Annotated in this window: 16 protein-coding genes; 1 reads left to right on the forward strand and 15 read right to left on the reverse strand. The window is 46.5% G+C overall.

Annotated elements, in window-relative coordinates; genetic code table 11:
* Positions 1-48: 48 nt before the first annotated feature.
* The 13 genes from DWW60_RS07570 to DWW60_RS07630 all read right to left on the reverse strand — a co-directional run bounded on the left by DWW60_RS07570 (position 49) and on the right by DWW60_RS07630 (position 15,496).
* The gene (locus tag DWW60_RS07570; RefSeq protein WP_117874870.1) at positions 49-1,014 is read right to left on the reverse strand and encodes a carbohydrate kinase family protein; all 966 of its coding nucleotides are present in this window, start codon (positions 1,012-1,014) and stop codon (positions 49-51) included.
* Positions 1,015-1,035: 21 nt separating this feature from the next.
* Positions 1,036-2,514, reverse strand: coding sequence for a glycoside hydrolase family 32 protein (locus DWW60_RS07575; RefSeq protein WP_008402272.1), 1,479 nt, complete (start codon positions 2,512-2,514; stop codon positions 1,036-1,038).
* Between the two features lie 21 nt (positions 2,515-2,535).
* A complete protein-coding gene (locus tag DWW60_RS07580; RefSeq protein WP_117874872.1) occupies positions 2,536-3,555 on the reverse strand; it encodes an ABC transporter permease in 1,020 nt (339 codons plus the stop codon).
* Between the two features lies 1 nt (position 3,556).
* Positions 3,557-5,056 (reverse strand): sugar ABC transporter ATP-binding protein, encoded by a 1,500-nt coding sequence (locus DWW60_RS07585; RefSeq protein WP_117874874.1) that lies wholly within the window; start codon positions 5,054-5,056, stop codon positions 3,557-3,559.
* 168 nt (positions 5,057-5,224) lie between these two features.
* A complete protein-coding gene (locus DWW60_RS07590; protein ID WP_117874876.1) occupies positions 5,225-6,241 on the reverse strand; it encodes a sugar ABC transporter substrate-binding protein in 1,017 nt (338 codons plus the stop codon).
* A gap of 564 nt (positions 6,242-6,805) precedes the next feature.
* Positions 6,806-8,803, reverse strand: coding sequence for a LacI family DNA-binding transcriptional regulator (locus DWW60_RS07595; RefSeq protein WP_117874878.1), 1,998 nt, complete (start codon positions 8,801-8,803; stop codon positions 6,806-6,808).
* Between the two features lie 33 nt (positions 8,804-8,836).
* A complete protein-coding gene (gene bsh, locus DWW60_RS07600; RefSeq protein WP_117874880.1) occupies positions 8,837-9,817 on the reverse strand; it encodes a choloylglycine hydrolase in 981 nt (326 codons plus the stop codon).
* A gap of 32 nt (positions 9,818-9,849) precedes the next feature.
* Positions 9,850-10,278 (reverse strand): GNAT family N-acetyltransferase, encoded by a 429-nt coding sequence (locus DWW60_RS07605; RefSeq protein ID WP_117874882.1) that lies wholly within the window; start codon positions 10,276-10,278, stop codon positions 9,850-9,852.
* A 330-nt stretch (positions 10,279-10,608) separates the two neighbouring features.
* Entirely contained in the window at positions 10,609-11,628 is a 1,020-nt protein-coding gene (locus DWW60_RS07610) for a sensor histidine kinase (protein WP_117874884.1), read from the reverse strand.
* A 10-nt stretch (positions 11,629-11,638) separates the two neighbouring features.
* The gene (locus DWW60_RS07615) at positions 11,639-12,289 is read right to left on the reverse strand and encodes a response regulator transcription factor (RefSeq protein WP_117874886.1); all 651 of its coding nucleotides are present in this window, start codon (positions 12,287-12,289) and stop codon (positions 11,639-11,641) included.
* A gap of 15 nt (positions 12,290-12,304) precedes the next feature.
* Complete coding sequence (locus tag DWW60_RS07620; RefSeq protein WP_117874888.1) at positions 12,305-14,386, reverse strand: FtsX-like permease family protein; 2,082 nt, start codon at positions 14,384-14,386, stop codon at positions 12,305-12,307.
* Positions 14,376-15,149, reverse strand: a complete 774-nt coding sequence (locus DWW60_RS07625; protein ID WP_117874890.1) for an ABC transporter ATP-binding protein — start codon at positions 15,147-15,149, stop codon at positions 14,376-14,378. Before DWW60_RS07625 ends, DWW60_RS07620 begins: the two co-directional genes overlap by 11 nt.
* Positions 15,150-15,325: 176 nt before the next feature.
* On the reverse strand, positions 15,326-15,496 hold the full coding sequence (locus DWW60_RS07630; protein ID WP_158547610.1) for a hypothetical protein: 171 nt from the start codon (positions 15,494-15,496) through the stop codon (positions 15,326-15,328).
* Between the two features lie 181 nt (positions 15,497-15,677).
* Here DWW60_RS07630 and DWW60_RS07635 point away from each other — a divergent pair, with 181 nt between their 5' ends.
* On the forward strand, positions 15,678-17,477 hold the full coding sequence (locus DWW60_RS07635; protein ID WP_117874891.1) for an alpha-amylase family glycosyl hydrolase: 1,800 nt from the start codon (positions 15,678-15,680) through the stop codon (positions 17,475-17,477).
* A 63-nt stretch (positions 17,478-17,540) separates the two neighbouring features.
* On the opposite strand, the gene DWW60_RS07640 is transcribed toward DWW60_RS07635, so the two are convergent.
* Positions 17,541-18,335, reverse strand: a complete 795-nt coding sequence (locus tag DWW60_RS07640; RefSeq protein WP_004849874.1) for a hypothetical protein — start codon at positions 18,333-18,335, stop codon at positions 17,541-17,543.
* Between the two features lie 35 nt (positions 18,336-18,370).
* Positions 18,371-18,952, reverse strand: a complete 582-nt coding sequence (locus DWW60_RS07645) for a xanthine phosphoribosyltransferase (RefSeq protein ID WP_004849872.1) — start codon at positions 18,950-18,952, stop codon at positions 18,371-18,373.
* Positions 18,953-19,223 lie beyond the last annotated feature (271 nt).

The following is a 19,223-nucleotide window of genomic DNA, read 5'->3' on the forward strand; positions in this document are numbered from 1 at the left end:
CGGCCTTCAGGGTTAAGGGAAAATTTTATGTGAAAAATTGTAGTACACTTACTTTACTGCGAGTCTCTCAAATGTCTCGCTCTCTTCAGGAATCGATCTGAGTCCTCCGCGCTTCTCGACACACAGGCTCGCAACCGCATTTCCATATCTTGCAAATTCTTCAAGCTCGTCTATACTGAATTCCTCCAGGCTCTTGTCCGCTCTGACAAGCTGTGATACAAATGCTCCCCAGAATGAATCTCCAGCCCCCGTCGTATCTACCACATGGCTGACGAAGCCGGGAACTTTCCGGCTTCCATCCCTGCTGCATATCAGCACACCCTCACTTCCCAGGGTGACCGCAACAAGTCTGACGCTGCTTCCCAGAAGATACTCTGCTGCCTCAGAAGGGTCGGAAAATGGTGTGAGGAGTGCTGTCTCCTCATCCGAAAGTTTCATTATATCTACGAATGGAAGAATACTCTTCATCCTCTCCATCGCATTTTCTCTGCTGTCCCACAGCGGTGCCCGATAATTAGGGTCATAGGATATCAAAGCGCCATTCTTTTTTGCCTCCTTCACCGCCTGAAACGTGGTGGTCCTTGCCGGCTCATCCGTGAGTGAAAGTGAACCTATATGAAACACCTTTGTATCTCTGAGCAGCTCGGCGTCAACCTCCTTATAGCAGAGCATTGTATCCGCACCAGGCTTTCTGGCAAATGAGAATTCACGTTCTCCGTTCTCATCCAGAGTGACAAATGCCAAAGTGGTAAATACCGTATTGTCAACCACTATACCTCTGGTATCTATTCCTGCCTGCTTTGCCGTCTCAACAAGGAAATTGCCGTGCATGTCATCTCCAACCTTACCAATGAAGGCAGTTTTAAGCCCGGCTTTACCGACTGCCGTGAGCATGTTTACTGGAGCCCCTCCGGGATTCTGCTCGAAGAGCTTCATCCCGGAATCAGTGCTTCCGGCAGGTGTAAAGTCTATCAGGAACTCACCAAGAGCCACAACATCATATTTCTTTTCCATGTTGAATCCTCCTTGTGAATTTTACTTTCCTGTGATCTCTATGTCATAGAATTCTACTCTTGCATCCTGTGCCAGAAGTCCCGTCTCAAACTCAGGCTTCGCATATATTCTGTATGTAAACGCCACCTGTTCTCCGACAAATACCTCCACCATATCATGGTCAACGATGATCTTCACATCTATCTCGCTGCCCTCTGTTATGTCAAATGTCTTCTCGCACACTCTGACTCCATCAGGGCCCGGCTCCGTTGCAGGAGGCACAGCCTGACAGGACTGAACCCAGAACGGGTCAACTCCCATAGGAAGATTTACCAGCGACACTCTCTGCATGGCCACATCGAACTCAAGGAGAAGGCATCCGCTTGCTTCCTTGTCTGACTTGAGCAGTATACCGAAATGGTCATACACCTCTCTAGGCATGATCTTGCACTTCAGCATGTAGCTCTCCTCGTTGTGTCCAAGGAATCCGTATGTACATGTGCTTACTGAATCCATCTCAACCAGTCTGTCTCCGTGAAGCTCTGCATTTCCAAGTACAGGGATGTAATCCCATGCCACAGGCTTCTCAAATACATGCTCATATTCCTTTGGAAGCTTTACGTCAAGTCCTCCATCCGCTGTGGCAACTACCTCATGCGGCACGCAGAAGGTTCCGCCCCAGTACCATTCACCTCTGTCGCTTCTGTCTGCTCTGTCGTGAGCCCAACCGAAGTAGAAGCGTCTGCCGTCATCATCCTGCATGGACTTGGCTGCGTAGAATCTTCTTCCGCCTATGCCATCCTTCTTTGGCTTTCTCCATGGGCCAAATGGTGACTTTGCAACTCTGTATATTGTATTTACATATTCTGAGAATCTTGAGTATGAGAGATACCAATTGTCTCCCATCTTGTACATCTCAGGGCACTCAGGACAGTTGGTGTGTCCCGGTGAATATATCGGTCCGTAATATTCCCAGTTGACCAGATCCTTTGATCTGTAGAGAACTATACATCCTCTTCTGGTTATCGGCATATCCAACCTTCTCGCTGATATGAGGATCCAGTAACATTTGTCCTCCTCATTGTAGAATACATATGGATCTCTCCAGTCAAGCTTCTCGTAAAGCTCTATCATAGGTGTGATGACCGGATTGGCTGCATCCTTCACCCACGTGATTCCATCGTCGCTTGTAGCGTGGCATATGGTCTGCTGATACTCTGCGGTGAGGCAGTAGCCTGTATAGAATGCATGGTATTTGCCCTCGCCGTATATGACTGATCCAGTCCATACTCCTGATGCATCCGGCTCGTCGCCCTCGCCCGGATAGAGCGCTGTAGGAAGCTCCTCCCAGTGCACCAGATCATCTGATACACTGTGGCTCCATGTTGTTCTGAGTCTTGCCGGGTACACTGTTGTTCCCGGAGGGGAAGTCAGTGAGAATATATGATATTTGCCCTCGTGGTAGAAAGGTATTGCATCTCCCGTGGAATCCGCGAAGGACATCTTTCTAAAAATCTCCATATTATCAGTCCTCTCTTTCTACTAGTTTGCTGCCAGTTTCTTCTTCTTGAGAAGCTCAAGCTTGCCCTTCTGTCCATCAAGGAGTACCGCACATGCGATGATAAGACCCTTGATGATGAGCTGCCAGTATGACGACACTCCGATAAGGTTAAGACCATTTGAGATGATTCCGATAACCATGGCACCAAATACTGTTCCGCTGATTCTTCCCTTACCACCTGTCATGGAAGTTCCTCCAAGTACGCAGGCTGCGATGGCATCAAGCTCGTAGCCGCTTCCAACTGAAGGCTGGCCTGAGTACATTCTTGAACAAAGTACAAGTCCTGCAAATGCTGAGAGAAGTCCAGATATTGTAAATACTACGATCTCTATCTTCTTGATAGGTACACCTGAAAGTCTTGCAGCCTCGCGGTTACCACCTATCGCATATACATATGTTCCAAACTTTGTCTTGCTGAGGATGAAGCTGAACAGTATGATGAGCACTACCATGTACACTACAGGAAGTGGGATCACATTGAACAGGTATCCTGTTCCGATCTCGATGAAGAGCTTGTTAGTGATACGTGTTGACTGTCCACCTGTGTAGACATAAGCTATACCACTTGCTATGTTCATCATGGCCATTGTGATGATGAATGCAGGCACCTTGAAGTTTGCAACTATAAAACCACTTATAAAGCCCGCTGCTGTACCAACCAGAAGTCCTGCAACTATGGCAACGCCGAGAGGGAGTCCCTGGTTAACTATAAATCCTACGGTCAGTGTTCCCGACATGGCTACTATCGATCCAACTGACAAGTCGATGTGTCCAAGTATAATTATCAGTGTCATTCCAAGTGCTATGTATGTGTTGATCGAAATCTGTCTAAGCACTGATATGATGTTGTTGGTCGTGAGAAACTTGTCCGTGGCAAGTGCTACCGCCACACACATGATTATCAGGACCACTATGATTCCTATGTTGCCCTTGACTATGGATGTCAGGGGATTGTTCTTTAATATAGAAGTTGCTTTTGAATTCTTCTTTGTCTCGCCCATATTATTCGATACCTCCTGCAGCGTATTTCATTATCTCTTCCTGTGAGAGCTCGTCCTTTGACAGCTTCTTCACGAGTCTTCCGGCTCTGACCACACATACGTTGTCGCACATGTTGATGATCTCAGGAAGCTCACTGGATACCATGATTATCGCTATGCCTTCCTTTGCCAGTTCATTGATTACTGTGTATATCTCAAATTTTGCATTTACATCCACGCCTCTGGTCGGCTCATCCAGAATAAGTACATCCGGCTTGGTCGCAAGCCATTTGCCCAGAACCACCTTCTGCTGGTTTCCACCTGACAGGCTGCCCGCCTCAATCTCTGGCGATGCCGCCTTTATCCTAAGTCTCTGTGAATAATGGTCTATTACCTCGCCGCGCTTCTTCTCGCTTATTGCGATTCCGTTCATATAGAATCTGAGGGATGAGAGTGTGAGGTTGAATGCCACGCTGTTGCCGAGTACCAGTCCCTGCTTCTTTCTGTCCTCAGGAACCAGCGCTATGCCTGATTTGATAGCCTGCATCGGATTCTTGAAGTGTACCGGCTTTCCTCCGAGTATCACCTCGCCTGATGTAGGCCGTGTTGCACCAAATACCGCCTCCATGATCTCACTTCGTCCGGCACCGACCAGACCTGAGAAGCCCAAGATCTCGCCCTTGTGTACCGAAAAACTTATATCTTCAAAGACACCTGTCTGGGAAAGATTCTTTACCTCCAGAGCAACCTCTGCCTTGTCCATGTCGCGGTAATCTCTTGCATAGAAGCTCTCCAGATCTCTTCCTACCATCATCGCAACCAGCTCATTCGGGTTGGTCTCTGATGTCTTTTTTGTTCCTACGTATGCACCATCCCTGATGACGGTAACTCTGTCAGATATCCTGAAGAGCTCCTCCATTCTGTGGGAGATGTAGATTATACTTACCTGTTTCTTTCTGAGATTCTCAATGATCTCAAATAACTGCTCCACCTCTTCATTTGAAAGTGATGAGGTAGGCTCATCCATAACTATGATCTTACCGTTGAATGAGACCGCCTTGACGATCTCCACCATCTGCTGCTGTGCGATGGTCAGATTTTCTACTATAGTGTCTGCTTTTATATTCACACCGAGGGATGATATCATCTCCTCTGCTCTTCTGTTCATCTCTACAAAGTCCAATGTTCCAAGCTTTGTCCTTATCTCTCTGCCGAGAAACAGGTTCTGTGCCACCGAAAGATATGGAACAAGTACGATCTCCTGATGTATTATTCCTATACCATTCTCTCTGGCAGCCGGAACTCCGTTGATCTTTACCTCCTTGCCATTTACCTTGATGATTCCGCTGTCGGGCTGGTAAATTCCGCCAAGGACTTTGATCAGTGTGGACTTTCCTGCACCATTCTCGCCGAGCAGTGCGTGTACCTCTCCCAGCTCAAGGGAAAAGTCGATGCCACTTAAAGCATATATTCCGGAGAAGCTTTTCTTTATCCCTATCATTTCCAGAACTGTCTGTCCCATATTAAACCTCCAAGTTTCTAAAATAGATCTTTTGTTATCCTGCTTTTTCGGGATCTCGGCCGGAGATCTAAGATCCCCGGTCTCTCCCGTATTATATACACCTACGTTGTGTCATGTATGTCCAGCCGGGGGCAGCCCCGTGCTGTTACTGCCGGCTTCGATCCGGCCTTACTGCCAGTCGTTAACTGTCTTTTCAGCCTCATCCTTGAGTACGAGGTGTGAATCAAGATATACCTTCTTCTCGTCGATGGTTGTGTCTCCGCCTACATACTTCTGTGCTGCGTTGAATGCATACTCTGCAATCTGTACAGGAACCTGACATGCAACTGCTGTGAACTCGCCGTCGAGGAGTGCCTTCTTGCCATCTGGTGAAGCATCGATACTGTATACACCAATCTGACCTGTCTTGTTGGCCGCCTTAACTGCTGCTGCAGCGCCAAGTGCTGAAGGATCATTGATACAGAAGAATGCCTGAAGATCTGTGTTTGCTGTGATGATATCCTCTGCAAGGCTCATTGATGCATCAAGTGCTGCCTCGCCATCCTGCTGTGCTACGATGTTGAACTTATCCTTGTTATCACCGAGTCCGTCAAGGAAACCATTTACACGGTCTACACAACTCTCATTTGATGGGAAGTCAAGGATCGCAATGTCTGCTCCGTCCGGATAATCCTTAGCCATCTGCTCACCGACAAGCTGTCCTGCCATGTAAGCATTTGTTCCAACGAACTGTGTTACGAAGTTCTCTATGTCATCCTCGATAACTGCTGTATCTACATTGAAGATTGGGATTCCTGCATCCTTGATCTCTGCAAGACCTGATGTGATACCTGCTGAATCAACCGGGATGATGAACACTGCGTCGTATCCGCTGTTTGCCACATCTGATAACTGGCTGAGCTGTGTGTTCAGATCGTAATCAGGGTCAAGACAAGTGTATGAAATTCCATTTGCATCGCAGAGCTCCTTGAGCTTTGCATCAATCGAACTCTGGAATGTGTTGTTGAGTGTGTTTGTACAGAATGCAAATGACAGGTCAGATGACTTTGTGCTCTCCTGCTTTGTACCTGAATCAGATGAATCGCTGCCCGAAGCGTTTCCTGATCCTGATCCACAACCTGCCAGTAAACTGAGTGACATGCACAGGCATGCTCCAACTGCTAATAACTTTTTAAATTTTCTCATAATTTTTACCTCCAATATCATGCGTTTTATTTTGCTAACTCGTTGTCGAAAAACTGTTTACAACCGGTTTAATTTACGTAAATTTTAAACTGTTTTTCGTCCCTTGCATGTTTTGATGATATAACCTTTGTCGGTTATTGTCAATATCAAGTGTTTTATTTATTGTTTATTCGTCATTATGTACAAATAACACCCGATTGCATTATAGGGTTCGCAGGTCTTTTATTATTTTTTACGTAAATATTTTACGATATGTCATACTTATGGGATTTGTAGTGTATGATTGACACCCGTTACTTGTCACCTTGTATCTTGTAATCTTGTCCTTTGTATCCGGTACCACTTCGCCGGGAATTTTCTCTTTTTGGTGTGGTTACAGCAACTTGGACACAAAATTGTATCCTTGGGAACTTCTCAGGCGAAAAAGATACAATCTTCCAAGGTCTTGTGTATAAACGCAAAAAATCCGCCAGAAAGATACAATTTTCTCTCTAACGGATTCTTTTTTAGATAAAAGATACAGTTTCTAACTCTGTCCGGCACGGACTAACTAAAGATGTCATATCACCTCAATCTGTCCGGCATGGACTCATGAAAGATTTCCTTCCATGCAAGCCTGAGCTGTTTTGGCTCGACCTGATACGGCTGAACTCCCACATACTTTGGAAGCTGTTCTTCACTTACCAGGGACTTGGCAACGACTGCCGCGGCCGCCCTTCCCTGCTCGTATGGTCTCTGCGTGCTGAGTCCCTTGACTATTCCTTCTTCCATACACCGGGCTATACCATGGTCAAGATCAGTTGTGAACACCGCCACATCCTCCCTGCCAAGCTCCTTGAGCGCCTTTATAGCCAGAAGCGCCGGGCGATCCCAGCTCACATACATTGCCTCAATTTCAGGATTGGCAGTTATCACATCCTTGGCTACCTGATATGCATTGGATATCTCTCCAAAGCTCCTGATCGTCACTATGTCAATATCCGGGTAACTGTCCTTGATTATTCTCTCGGCGGCATTATCCCTGACTCTTGTTCCATAGAATGCCGCGCCATGAATAATAAAACCTGCCTTTTTTTTCTTATTTTCCTTACAATATTCTCCCAACATTCTTCCCGTGTTCGTTCCATTCTCCGACTCATTTACTGATACACAGGACACATAGCTGTTCTTGGACATACCCTCCGGAACATTGCTTATGAACACCAGCTTTGACACCTTTGAAAGCTCCTGAAACTTCTCTCTGGTACGGCTGTCATCCGCTGGAATAGCTATAACTGCATCCGGTTTCTGAAGTCTTATGCCATCGAGCTGTGCATTCTGCAGTTCCGAGTCAAAGTGCGCATCCATAACCGACACCACATCTATTCCAAACTGCTCAAGCTCCTCTCGGATACCCTTCTCATGGAGCTCCGCCCAGGACGTACCGGTATAATGAAATGATATGGCCACTCTGAAATGTCCTGCCTTCAGCCTCTGTTTTTCCTCCTTCGTCAGCACCACGGAATCCGGGGCAGCTGCCTTATCTCCAAATGGTCCATTATCCAGCATCTTGGTGGATTTCCTGACAACCAGTTCCACATCGGCATAGCAGTCATGGGATATGGCCGCACCTGTGTTGATCTTCTCAAAAAGCATTCCAACTGCCTTGGCGCTTAAGCCCTTCACATCTCTTCTGATTATGGTAAGCGGAGGATATGTAAGTTCCGACCAGCTCTCATCACCAAACCCAACCACAGATATCTCTCCCGGACAGTCGATTCCCATATCTCTCAGCGTCTTCATGAGATAGAGCGTTATTCTGTTGCCTCCCGCAAGGACCGCGGTCGGCCTGTACCTGCGGAGCGCCTTCTGGATGACGAGCATACAGTCATCCTCGCCATTTTCCAGGGTCACATCCACTATATTTGCATCATTTGTATTGATGTTGTACTTCTCCAGCGCATTTAAAAAGCCCCTGGTCCTCTCGTCCTTCGTCGTGCTGTCCGTGCTCTCCCGGAAGAACAATACATTCTTGTGTCCGCTGGACAACAGATAATCCGCCCCTTTGAATATCGCCTCACGATCCCTGAACTCAACGGAATCTATTCCCTCACCGAGTATATTTCTCTCCACACAGACAAATGGAACACCCGACTGTATGAGCTTTGTGTAGTTAGATGCCACATCGCTCACCGGCGCATGTATGATACCCGCAACCTTCTTGTTCACCAGAAGTCCGGCAAGCACCTGCGCCTCCTCCTTGAGATCATTATCTGTTATCGCCACAAGGAACTGATATCCTTGTACACTGACAAGCTGCTTCACATAAGCTACCACATCTCTGTATATCGTACTTTCAATGTTTGGAATGACTGCAACTATCGTGGACTCCCGGCCAACCAGCAGTTTTCTCTCCTTATCTGCTATCTTATTCTGATATCCGGTCTCTACTATGATCTTCTCTATCTTATCCACAAGCTCAGGTCTTACATACCTTGTCCTGTTTATAACATGTGATACAGTGGCTATGGACACCCCGGCCATATCCGCTATTTCTTTTATCGTAACCTTGCTTTTACTCATACAGCATCCTTTCTCCCTTGTAAGCCATATACATCAGTTCTGCCAATTGATATTCTCCCCCTGGATAAGCGGATATCTGGCAAGCGAACTGCTATCCAGATCCTCTCTGTTCATATCCACTGCATTTATCTGATGACCCTCGTAGGTATTGTAATAGTATATTCCCTTGTCAGCATTGCAGCAGGACGTGTATATGGTTATCTCATATTTGTCAGGCGCAACCTCACAGCAGCCCCTCTGCTGATCAACAGAGCCAAGTATGTGGAAGAACTGGCTTACACTCTCAGCCTCTGAATCCGCAGGCAGACTGTTCTGCTTAACAAATGCCACCCTTGCAAATCTCGACGTGGATGACAGGTCTCCCGGAAGTCCTATGGCCCCCATGCCACGGCTGTAAGTGACAAGTCCCACCTCTGGTGCAAACGTGTTCACCGGCTGCTTTGGTGACAGCCCCATATACTGATTGAGCAGGAACATCTGCTGAGGAAATGGCGGGTTGTTCGTGAGAACCCCAACCGGATTCTCATACACATGCAGACCATCTGCCATACACTCCACTGTTATTGCACCATTTCTGTCTGCAATGATCCAGTGGAGCTGCGCTGTAGGAAGCTGCTCAGAAAATGGTGTGCCGGTCAGGTTCATCCTGTCCAGAGCTACCCTTGCCTCACCCACGCTGGCACAGCTTCCGAGTATCCACGGGATGAACTCGTACTGGGCTACATTGTCCCTCTCATCACTCTCATCCGCTTCCTGATACACTGCATTTCCGACAAAATTCAGGCCTGCCATTCCAAGGCCCTTCTCATTTATAGCATCATAGTAGAGAGGATAACCGCCTGCCACATGTGCCATTCCTATCATGGCATAATGGTTGTCCTTCCTGCCCATATATCTGAATTCAAACGGATAATTTCTCGGAGTCACGGTAATCTCATCGCCGTACGAGAATTCATAATCCAGCGTTCTTCCAAAATAGAAATCCTTTGTCTTATATGTCGCTGCTGTACACATATTTTGCCTCCTTACAAATCTCTGCAGATAATTTATATCATCATCTCGAAGCCATAACAACTCTTTTCAAATCCATAGTGTTCGTAGAAGCCATGTGCCCCTGTCCTCGGAAGTCCGGAATCAAGGGTGATGGCCTTGCATCCCCTCTGCTTTGCAAGCTCCTTTGCATGATCCAGGAGTGCCACACCGTATCCCTTGCCACGGTCCTCCTCTCTTGTTATGAGACTTGACACATAGCATGTGAGCCCCGACATCCAGAATGTATTGAAATAGTCTCCATGGCACATGCCTCTGCAAATGCCTTCATCCCATAATAAAAACGCAAAGCTGCGTTCGTCATTTATAACGTCCATATATACTTTGCGTATTTCTTCCCTGTCATATGTATTATATGTCCATAATTTTTCTATAAAATCAAATACAATATCAAAATCCTCTGCTGCCGCTTTTCTGATCTCCATAATGACATTCTCCTTTCCATTGAACACCAGCCATGCAAAATTTGCCTTCGGCAAATGGCTGGCGCTACATGTCAAGTTTTCACAGAAAACTTGACACATCCATTGAACACCAGCCATGCAAAATTTGCCTTCGGCAAATGGCTGGCGCTGCATGTCAAGCCTCAGCCCACTTAAACTGACTTTGCACCATCAACTAAATTACAGCCAATGCTTACATTATAAAATATCAAAGTGATTATTAACAGACCGCCACTCATAAATTTATTATAAAATATCCCGGTAAAAAGTGAGGAGGCAGATACGCACAACACTGTATCTGCCTCCTCACTTTTATATCTTTGTCTCCACATCCGGGAATTCAAGTACTATCTCGAATCCATTCTGCCACTTTGAATTTGCCGTCACTGTGATACCCAGATCATGCGCCATCTCACTGACAAGATACAGTCCCATGCCCGTTGCATGCTTCCTGTTCTCACCCGAATCACCCGTAACACCCTTCTCGAATATGTATGGCATGTCACAGCTCTTTACACCTATGCCATTGTCACTCACGGACAGCAGCCTTTTGTTGCCCGCCGTCCAGAAGTCAAATGATATCTCCGGCTGTTCATTTGTGTATTTCATGGAATTGCTCACAAGCTGACCGAGTATAAACTGCAATCCCCTGCGGTCACTGTACACTGCTCCGTTCTCAAGACATTTTCTGACCCGTATGCCCCTCTCCTCAAGCAGTGATCTGTAGTCAGCTATCACCTCATCCACGCATTCTTCCACATCTATGCTCTCCATGAAATAATCCTTGGAATCGCTTTTCAGTCTGGCGTAGTAGAGCATCTGATCCACATAGTTCTGCATCTGGCTGGTCACATTGTCCATCTTCGTCACAACATTATGAGGCAGCTCATCTCTCCTGTTGTCCACCACAAATGTCAGCAGAGAGATGGGGGTCTTGATCTCATGTGCCCAGTTCTCCACATACTCCTGATAGTCCCTGAGCTGTCTGCCACTCTGCATCACTGAATCTCTCAGATCGTGAAGCTCCTCCGACAGCACGCTCACATATTCCTGTTCAGAAGCCCCGCACAGGCTCCTCATTTCTATCTCGCCCTGTTCATCCGGGGCAGCGACAAATCTCCTGAACGCCTCTATTTTCTTCCTGTCCTTTATACACAGCACCGAGCACACCGCCGCGAACAGTATCACAGTGAACACGCCAACCAGCACCCTTATTCTGACAAATGCCTCTGGTGCCACAAGCCACATGAAGAAGCAGAACGCCACGTCTGTCAGAAGCAGCAGACCAAGCCAGACAATATTCTGTTTTATAACAAGTCCAAATCTTTTCATATTCTCTCAATTACTCAAGCTTGTATCCAACGCCTCTTACAGCTATGATCTTTGCCTTTATATCCAGTCCCGCCATTGTCTTTTTGAGTCTTGTAAGATTCACCTGCAGGGCATTTTCATCTATATACTCCGATGTGCCCCACACTGCCTCACAAAGCTTCTCCTTAGACACGACATCTCCTCCGTTTGTCATAAGTGTTTCAAATATACGTCCCTGATTCTGTGGAAGCACCGCAGATCTCCCATCTATATACAGAGTGTATGTCTGAGTGTCCAGAAGAAACCCTTCTCCTTCGATCAGGTTCTGTCTGCCCTCGTACCTCTTGAGCACATTTGCCACCCGGGCCAGAAGCCGCTCACGGCGACATGGCTTCGTGAGGAATTCATCAGCGCCCAGCTCCAGCGCATGGAGCTCGTCCTTTAGCTGGTCCCTCGATGTGAGAACCAGCACAGGGACAGAGCTCCGCCTCTTGATCTCCCGGCATATGTCAAAGCCGCTCCTGCCAGGAAGATTGATATCCAGCAGAAGAATATCCGGAGCCATGTCCAGTATCTGTTCTATTATGTTGTCAAATCCATCTGGCTTAACTGCCCTGTATCCTGCCTTTGTCAGCATATCCAGAAGTTCATCGCACATGAGGACATCGTCCTCAACCACCATCACACACTTCACCGTTTACTCAACCCTTTCCGGTGTCATCATCGCCATGAGATATCTGTTGCTTGAGCGTTTCACCGCTGTCATATAGATATATTCTACCACACACAACAGGATTATCATAACCGCAGCTATGATAAGTATCTGTTTCACTCTGCCGCGCATGAATTCTGACAGGATTCCCGTGAGCAGAGCACGCACACCGAATATACTGCTGACCGCCGCCACGGCAACCGGGATTCCAAAATACCAGCCCACCTGTCTGTTTGCTGAGCTGCAGAGCATTTCGTATGTCGCGCCAAGCTTCACAAGGGTTCTGTACCTTCTGCCGGACTTTCTCTGTCCCATCAGGAACTGAACACCGATTATGGTATTTGCAATTATGAGGAACACCACCGCCAGATAAAGCGTTATATATCCTGCAGCCACCGTGTAGAACATATTTCTTCCTATGTTCTGCAGATAACTCTCGCAATCAGCGTTTATGCTCTCAAAATCTATGCCGTCAAGCTTCTCATTTTCATCCATTATGGCTTTCATGAGGCCCTTACCGTCCACGATATCCTTTTTGAGAATGGCATTTACATATAACTCGTAATTGTCATTTGTCAATCTGGCAAATGTATCATCGTCCACGATAAGTCCGAACGACAGGGTTATCGATGAATCTGTCACGATCTTCGTGGTCTGGACCTCTCCGATCAGATGATACTCATCTCCTCTTACATCCACCTCCGGACTCTCTGCCAATACCTCATTCAGTAAACCCCCGCGGTAATCAGTAAAGAAATCCGTATAGAGTGCCAGTTCATTTTCTCCGAGCTCCAAAGGCTCCTTTCCCGCAGCCTCAAGCACCTTGTTGTACGCACTCTCCTGGATCAGGTAAGGGTATGTCATGTAAGACATGTTATTTATAAGCACATCCCTGTCCTCTGAAGCTTTGAGTTTTTCAAGCTCAGATATGACATTCCCCACGTTCACAGCATCATCATGGGACTCATTTTCACCCATCTTTATATAACCAAGCTTCATATCGAATACGTCCGAGAAATCCTCCAACACGCCGGCTTCCTCCAGCTTCGCGCGGATATTCCTGCTGTCCGCCTCAGCGTCATCCCCATATGAGGCAAATGTATAATCGAGCACATGATACATATTCTGTCTGGATATACATATGCCAACGCCCGAACCGCAGCAGCACAGAGCGCCGAGTATGAGTATCGAGCTTATTGCAAGCGTTCCAGATTTTGTTGCTACATTTTCGTGTATCTGCCTGAAACCGAACACAGCAAGTGGTTTTGAGCCATTTGCACGTCTGGCCAGTGCATCAACAAAGAGCCTGAGACCGAAAAACAGCAGGAACATGCCAACAAATCCCAGTGTTATGGTGACCGCCATATATTTTACGCTGATCCACGAATAGCCGCCTATTCCCTGACAGTATGCAATGACCAGCGCAACAAGACCGAAGACTGCACTCACACCATACACAGGAGCCGGAAGCTGTTTCTTCTCTGTCTCCGGTGTATCTACAAGGAGATCGCCTATCTGCTTTCTTGCAAGCTTACCGCTCAGTATGAGAAATGCTGCAAGCTTTATCGCTACAAATCCAACAGTTGTCAGTATGACTGCCTGCAGTGAAAATGATACGTGATGACCTATAACGCCAAGACCTACCAGTCTGGCTGTGAGAAGGCTGACCACCTCAGACACCAGGATCGCTATAGGAAGTCCGATGAGCAGAGCCACTACGCTGCTGCCCAGATCCTCCGCCATCAGCAGGGCAAAAAGCTTTGATCTTCTCATCCCCATCATTATATACATTCCAAGTTCGTGCCTCCGTCGTTCGAGCTGGTATTTGCTTGCATAGTATATAAGAAAGAACAACATGACCAGTGAAAATACATAGAACACCGCCGCTATCTGAAGAAGACTGTTCACCGCATCGCTTTCAAGACTTCTCAGGAATATCATCACATCCTGATGGGACAGCGCCAATATGATATAAAATGCCACTATGGACACAACCAGCGAAGCGAAGAACAGACCATTCTCTTTCCTGCTTCTCCTGCTGTTCCTCATTGCGAGTTTAAAGAACATTTGCGCTGCCTCCTCCCATCTGCGCCATCAGCTTGAGTATCCTCTCATAAAACTCCTGCTGCGACTCTCTCTCCATATCTCTTCTGAGCTCATGGAATATCCTGCCATCCTGTATGAAGAGTATCCTCTTGCAGAAGCTGGCCGCATTTGAGTCGTGGGTCACCATAAGTATGGTAGTGTTGTCATCCCTGTTCAGTCCCAACAGCTTCTCCATGAGTGACTTTGCATTTCTTGAGTCGAGTGCTCCGGTCGGCTCGTCCGCAAGAATGATCCCCGGATTAAGTATGAGCGCTCTGGCGGCCGCAACCCTCTGTCTCTGACCACCAGACATCTGCGACGGGAATTTGTCAAGCACGTTATCTATCTCCAGATATGATGAAAGCTTTTCCAGTCTGCTTCTGCTCTCATCCTCGGATACACCGTGTATTGACAACGGAACCATAATGTTCTCTCTGCCTGTTAGATTGTCCAGAAGTTCAAAGTTCTGGAACAGATAACCTATCTCCCTGCCTCTGTACTGCGCAAGCTTCGCACCTTTAAGCACCTGTATCTCTTTGCCCTGGAGCTCTATGGTTCCGCTGTCAGGCTTTATGACCGTTGCGATACAGTTCAGCAGTGTGGACTTTCCCGATCCACTGCTACCCATGATGCCAAGGAACTCCCCCGGCATGATCTGAAATGATATGCCGTCCAGAGCCTTAGTCTGGTTTGGCTTTTTGCCATAGTATTTCTTCAGTGATTCTATCTTTAATAAACTATCCATATTGTTCACCTTTCTTATTTTCATGGGGCCGGAGTGCTATCACGGACTTTTGCTCGTTGCCCACGTTAATACAAAAGCAGCGCCGCTCTGATATCATAATATCAGAACGACGCTGTGATTAACACTTACACCTCTTGTAAGTTTTCCTCTCGGATAATCTGTATGTTTTATTGGATCTACTCTGCATCCTCAGTCTTTGGGATCTCGTGGACATCCATGTTCTTAGGAAGCACAAGATTCAGAATGATGGCAACTATGAATACAACAGCCACACAGTTCTCAGCAAATACCGTCTGCACAATCTTAGGGAAGATCTGGATAAGGGAGCCTATTCCTGCAATTATCATCGCGCTCTGAATTTGCTGTTTTAGCTTGTTCTTTACTCATTTTCTTTCCTGTATTTTTTTGTCCATTTCAACAGAAATGATTCTACCATAGTTCGTGCAATATAGACATGTTTTTTTGTCGCTTTTTCCTAATTTTTTTAGTATAATGTAAATGCTAATTTTAAAAAATGGAGGGATAACTATGGCATGGTATGATGAGGCAGTATTTTATCACATTTATCCATTGGGACTTGCAGGAGCCCCTAAACAGAACGACTACGGTGAGCCTGTTCACCGCTTAAACACCCTGCTTCCATGGGTGGATCATATAAAGGAGATCGGCGGTTCAGCACTGTACATCGGACCACTCTTTGAGTCAGTCGGACACGGCTACGAGACTACAGATTACAAGAAGCTCGACTCCCGTCTCGGAACAAATGAGGACCTGACAGCATTTGTGGCTTACTGCCATGAACAGGGAATAAAGGTCATCTTCGACGGAGTGTTCAACCACACAGGCCGTGACTTCTTCGCATTCAAGGACATCCAGGCAAATAGAGAGAATTCACAGTACAAGGACTGGTACTGCAACGTGAATTTCTGGGGCAACAACGAGTACAACGACGGTTTCTCTTACGACAACTGGGGAGGCTACAACCTTCTCGTCAAGCTGAATCAGAAGAATCCTGCTGTCGTTGACTATATATGCGATGTGATCCGTTTCTGGGTGAGTGAGTTCGATGTGGACGGAATCAGACTTGACGCTGCGGACGTCCTTGATTTTGATTTCATGAAGGCACTGCGCCGCACAGCAAATGAAGTGAAGCCGGATTTCTGGCTCATGGGTGAGGTCATCCACGGCGACTACAGCCGCTGGGTAAACGGCGAGACTCTTCACAGTGTCACCAACTACACACTTCACAAGGCTCTGTACAGCGGCCACAATGACCACAACTATTTTGAAATCGCGCACACTGTAAGACGTCTCCAGAACATGGGAACATTAAAGCTCTACAACTTCGTAGACAACCATGATGTGGAGCGTATCTATACAAAACTTACCAATAAGGCTCATTTTGCACCTGTACATGTATTGCTCTACACTCTTCCGGGTGTGCCTAGCATATACTACGGTTCGGAATTTGGCATTGAGGGACGCAAGGAATATGGCTCGGACGACAGCTTAAGACCAGCTCTCAATATAGAAGATTACAAGGATTCAGTAAAAACTAATCCTTGTACAGCACTCATCGCCGCACTCGGCAAGGTACGTCAGGCCGTTCCTGCACTGTCATATGGCAGCTACGATGAGCTGATGCTCACCAACAGACAGTTCGCATACGCGAGGGATCTTGACGGAACACGTGTCATCGTGTCAGTGAACAACGACGATGCCCCAGCCGGAATGCACCTTGCAGCAGGGAACTGCACAGCATACATCGGCGCCCTGTCAGGCGAAAAGGTATCTGTACAGGATGGTCATATCAACATAACCCAGCCTGCAAACAGTGGTGAGATCTGGGTGCCTGATGGAACAGACCTGGATGTAAAGCCGGTTAAGGTTGTGACGAAGACTGAGAGCGAAGCTAAGACCAACACAGAAGATAAAGCAGCATCTGAAACAGCTACCGATGCAAAAGGCAATAAGGAAGCTGAACCAAAGATAGAATCCAAAGAATCCAAAGACATTGTGACTGCTACAGAATCTGCAGATGCTAAGAAAAACACAACAAATACTGAGAAGAATATTTCTGCCGCCAACGAGGTAAAAGATTCAGCCAAGGACGCTTCTGCCCAAGCTGCTGCCAACACCCCTGTTGATCCAGAAACCATCACAGTTGACTGGAGCAAGTCTCCGGAATCCATGACAGTTCCTGAACTTCAGGCTGCTATCCTGGCAAAGCTTGCCGGAAACGGACCTGTTGATGCGCAGATGAAGAAGACTGTCACAGACAACATCTGGCATGACTCTCTTGTGAACTGGCTGAAGAGTTTTAGATAAAATTACGTAGAAACAGCTAGGTGCATATTCTCCAAATTGGAGAACATACACCTGGCTATTTTTTCACCTAAAAATCAACAAATTGCAGCCTGCGGCCATCAAACCTGATATAACCATCAAAAAAACTGCTGACCATATCGCCTGACTGCTGAATATACCACTGTTTTCCAGATAAAATTCGTACGGATTTTCTGGGTTGATATAAAGATATACCACATCGCCTTTACTTATATTCAGTCCATATACATATGTCTGCTCATACACTTTATACTGCTTATCCCTGTATGTAAATTCAAATACTCCCGCCTCCGGATATCTTCTGCCGGCTCTCATATCCTGTCTCATATCTGCACGTACATCATGGCATACAGCTTTCACAGTAAATGAACATCTTCGCTCAAGCGCTTTTCTCTTACATATCACAGAGAGCAGTGTTATTGCACTGACCACAAAGAATGCACAGGCAAATATCTCTGCATAAAATGCTCCAACATTGCAATTTTCTCTCCCCAATATCCGTTCCGGGAGCAATACTATCTTATCCGCAAAAGAGCCATCTTTCACAGCACACGCCGCCCATATCAGCGCCGATGCAGCACCGGCAAACACAGATATGAACACTATACCGATGATGCTCCCCCGCTTTCGCTTCTTAATCATCGGAATAAGAGTCTTTAGAATTATGACAAGAACTATCCCGGCAAAAAACTGCCCCACAACAAGCATAACAGCATCCGTTCCGATCTCACTTGCAACAAATCCGGCTATAATACTGGCAACAAACCATATGCCAAATATTACGCCTCCAATTTTCTCAGGCATAGAAACATTTTTTTCTTCTAAATTGTTATTTCCCATATACCCCACCTCTCAGCAAATATCCCGCAGCGATCCTACTGCTCCCTGAACTTTATCTCGCCCGTAGCAGCGTCCATGCTGTCCACTATCGCAAGCGACTCAAGATGATATCCTAGATTCCTGATGACCTGACCACCTGTCTGGAAGCCTTTCTCAACTGCTATTCCGATTCCTTCAACGCTGGCACCTGCCGACTTCACTATGGAGATGAGCCCCTGAAGCGCACATCCATTTGCAAGGAAATCATCTATGATAAGAATCTTGTCCTCAGGATTGATGAACTTCTTGGACACGATGACCTGATTCTTGCACTTGTGTGTAAATGACTCTACCTCTGCCACATACACATCGCCCTCTATGTTGATGCTCTTTGACTTCTTCGCAAATACAACAGGCACGTCAAAATGTCTGGCAACAACACAGGCAATGCCTATTCCGGATGCCTCTATAGTAAGGATCTTGTTGATCTCTGTTCCCTCAAATCTCTTCTTGAACTCCTCACCGATCTGATCAAACAGACGTATATCCATCTGGTGGTTCAGGAAACTATCCACCTTGAGAACATTGCCCTCCTTTACTATTCCATCCTTAGTTATTCTCTCTTCCAAAAAATTCACGTCGTAATTCCTCCTTGAATACCTGTCAAATACGAATCCGTCCGTACTCGCTCATTCTCTAAGTTCCAAACGCCATCTTCACCAACACTTTTATGCCATACGGAAATTATCCTCATCTCAATCTGACGTTACTGATTCGTATGTAATCATAATTATAGACATAATACAACAACAGTCTAAGTTTTTCCACCCTAATTATGTACATTCATAGCATACATTCATATGCAACTTTTACATGCGGTGTATTCAAGTAAATCACCACCGAACACAA

Origin of the sequence: Coprococcus sp. AF16-22 (genome assembly GCF_003461545.1) — a bacterium.
Lineage (GTDB): Bacteria > Bacillota > Clostridia > Lachnospirales > Lachnospiraceae > Coprococcus > Coprococcus aceti.

Bases quoted from the DNA above. Each gene is read 5' to 3' on its own strand.
- DWW60_RS07625 (WP_117874890.1), bottom strand. From the start codon at position 15,149: ATGGATAGTTTATTAAAGATAGAATCACTGAAGAAATACTATGGCAAA.
- DWW60_RS07590 (WP_117874876.1), bottom strand. From the start codon at position 6,241: ATGAGAAAATTTAAAAAGTTATTAGCAGTTGGAGCATGCCTGTGCATG.
- DWW60_RS07640 (WP_004849874.1), bottom strand. From the start codon at position 18,335: ATGGGAAATAACAATTTAGAAGAAAAAAATGTTTCTATGCCTGAGAAA.
- DWW60_RS07585 (WP_117874874.1), bottom strand. From the start codon at position 5,056: ATGGGACAGACAGTTCTGGAAATGATAGGGATAAAGAAAAGCTTCTCC.
- DWW60_RS07570 (WP_117874870.1), bottom strand. From the start codon at position 1,014: ATGGAAAAGAAATATGATGTTGTGGCTCTTGGTGAGTTCCTGATAGAC.
- DWW60_RS07630 (WP_158547610.1), bottom strand. From the start codon at position 15,496: ATGATAATTGCAGGAATAGGCTCCCTTATCCAGATCTTCCCTAAGATT.
- bsh (WP_117874880.1), bottom strand. From the start codon at position 9,817: ATGTGTACAGCAGCGACATATAAGACAAAGGATTTCTATTTTGGAAGA.
- DWW60_RS07635 (WP_117874891.1), top strand. From the start codon at position 15,678: ATGGCATGGTATGATGAGGCAGTATTTTATCACATTTATCCATTGGGA.
- DWW60_RS07610 (WP_117874884.1), bottom strand. From the start codon at position 11,628: ATGAAAAGATTTGGACTTGTTATAAAACAGAATATTGTCTGGCTTGGT.
- DWW60_RS07615 (WP_117874886.1), bottom strand. From the start codon at position 12,289: ATGGTGGTTGAGGACGATGTCCTCATGTGCGATGAACTTCTGGATATG.
- DWW60_RS07595 (WP_117874878.1), bottom strand. From the start codon at position 8,803: ATGAGTAAAAGCAAGGTTACGATAAAAGAAATAGCGGATATGGCCGGG.
- DWW60_RS07605 (WP_117874882.1), bottom strand. From the start codon at position 10,278: ATGGAGATCAGAAAAGCGGCAGCAGAGGATTTTGATATTGTATTTGAT.
- DWW60_RS07620 (WP_117874888.1), bottom strand. From the start codon at position 14,386: ATGTTCTTTAAACTCGCAATGAGGAACAGCAGGAGAAGCAGGAAAGAG.
- DWW60_RS07580 (WP_117874872.1), bottom strand. From the start codon at position 3,555: ATGGGCGAGACAAAGAAGAATTCAAAAGCAACTTCTATATTAAAGAAC.
- DWW60_RS07575 (WP_008402272.1), bottom strand. From the start codon at position 2,514: ATGGAGATTTTTAGAAAGATGTCCTTCGCGGATTCCACGGGAGATGCA.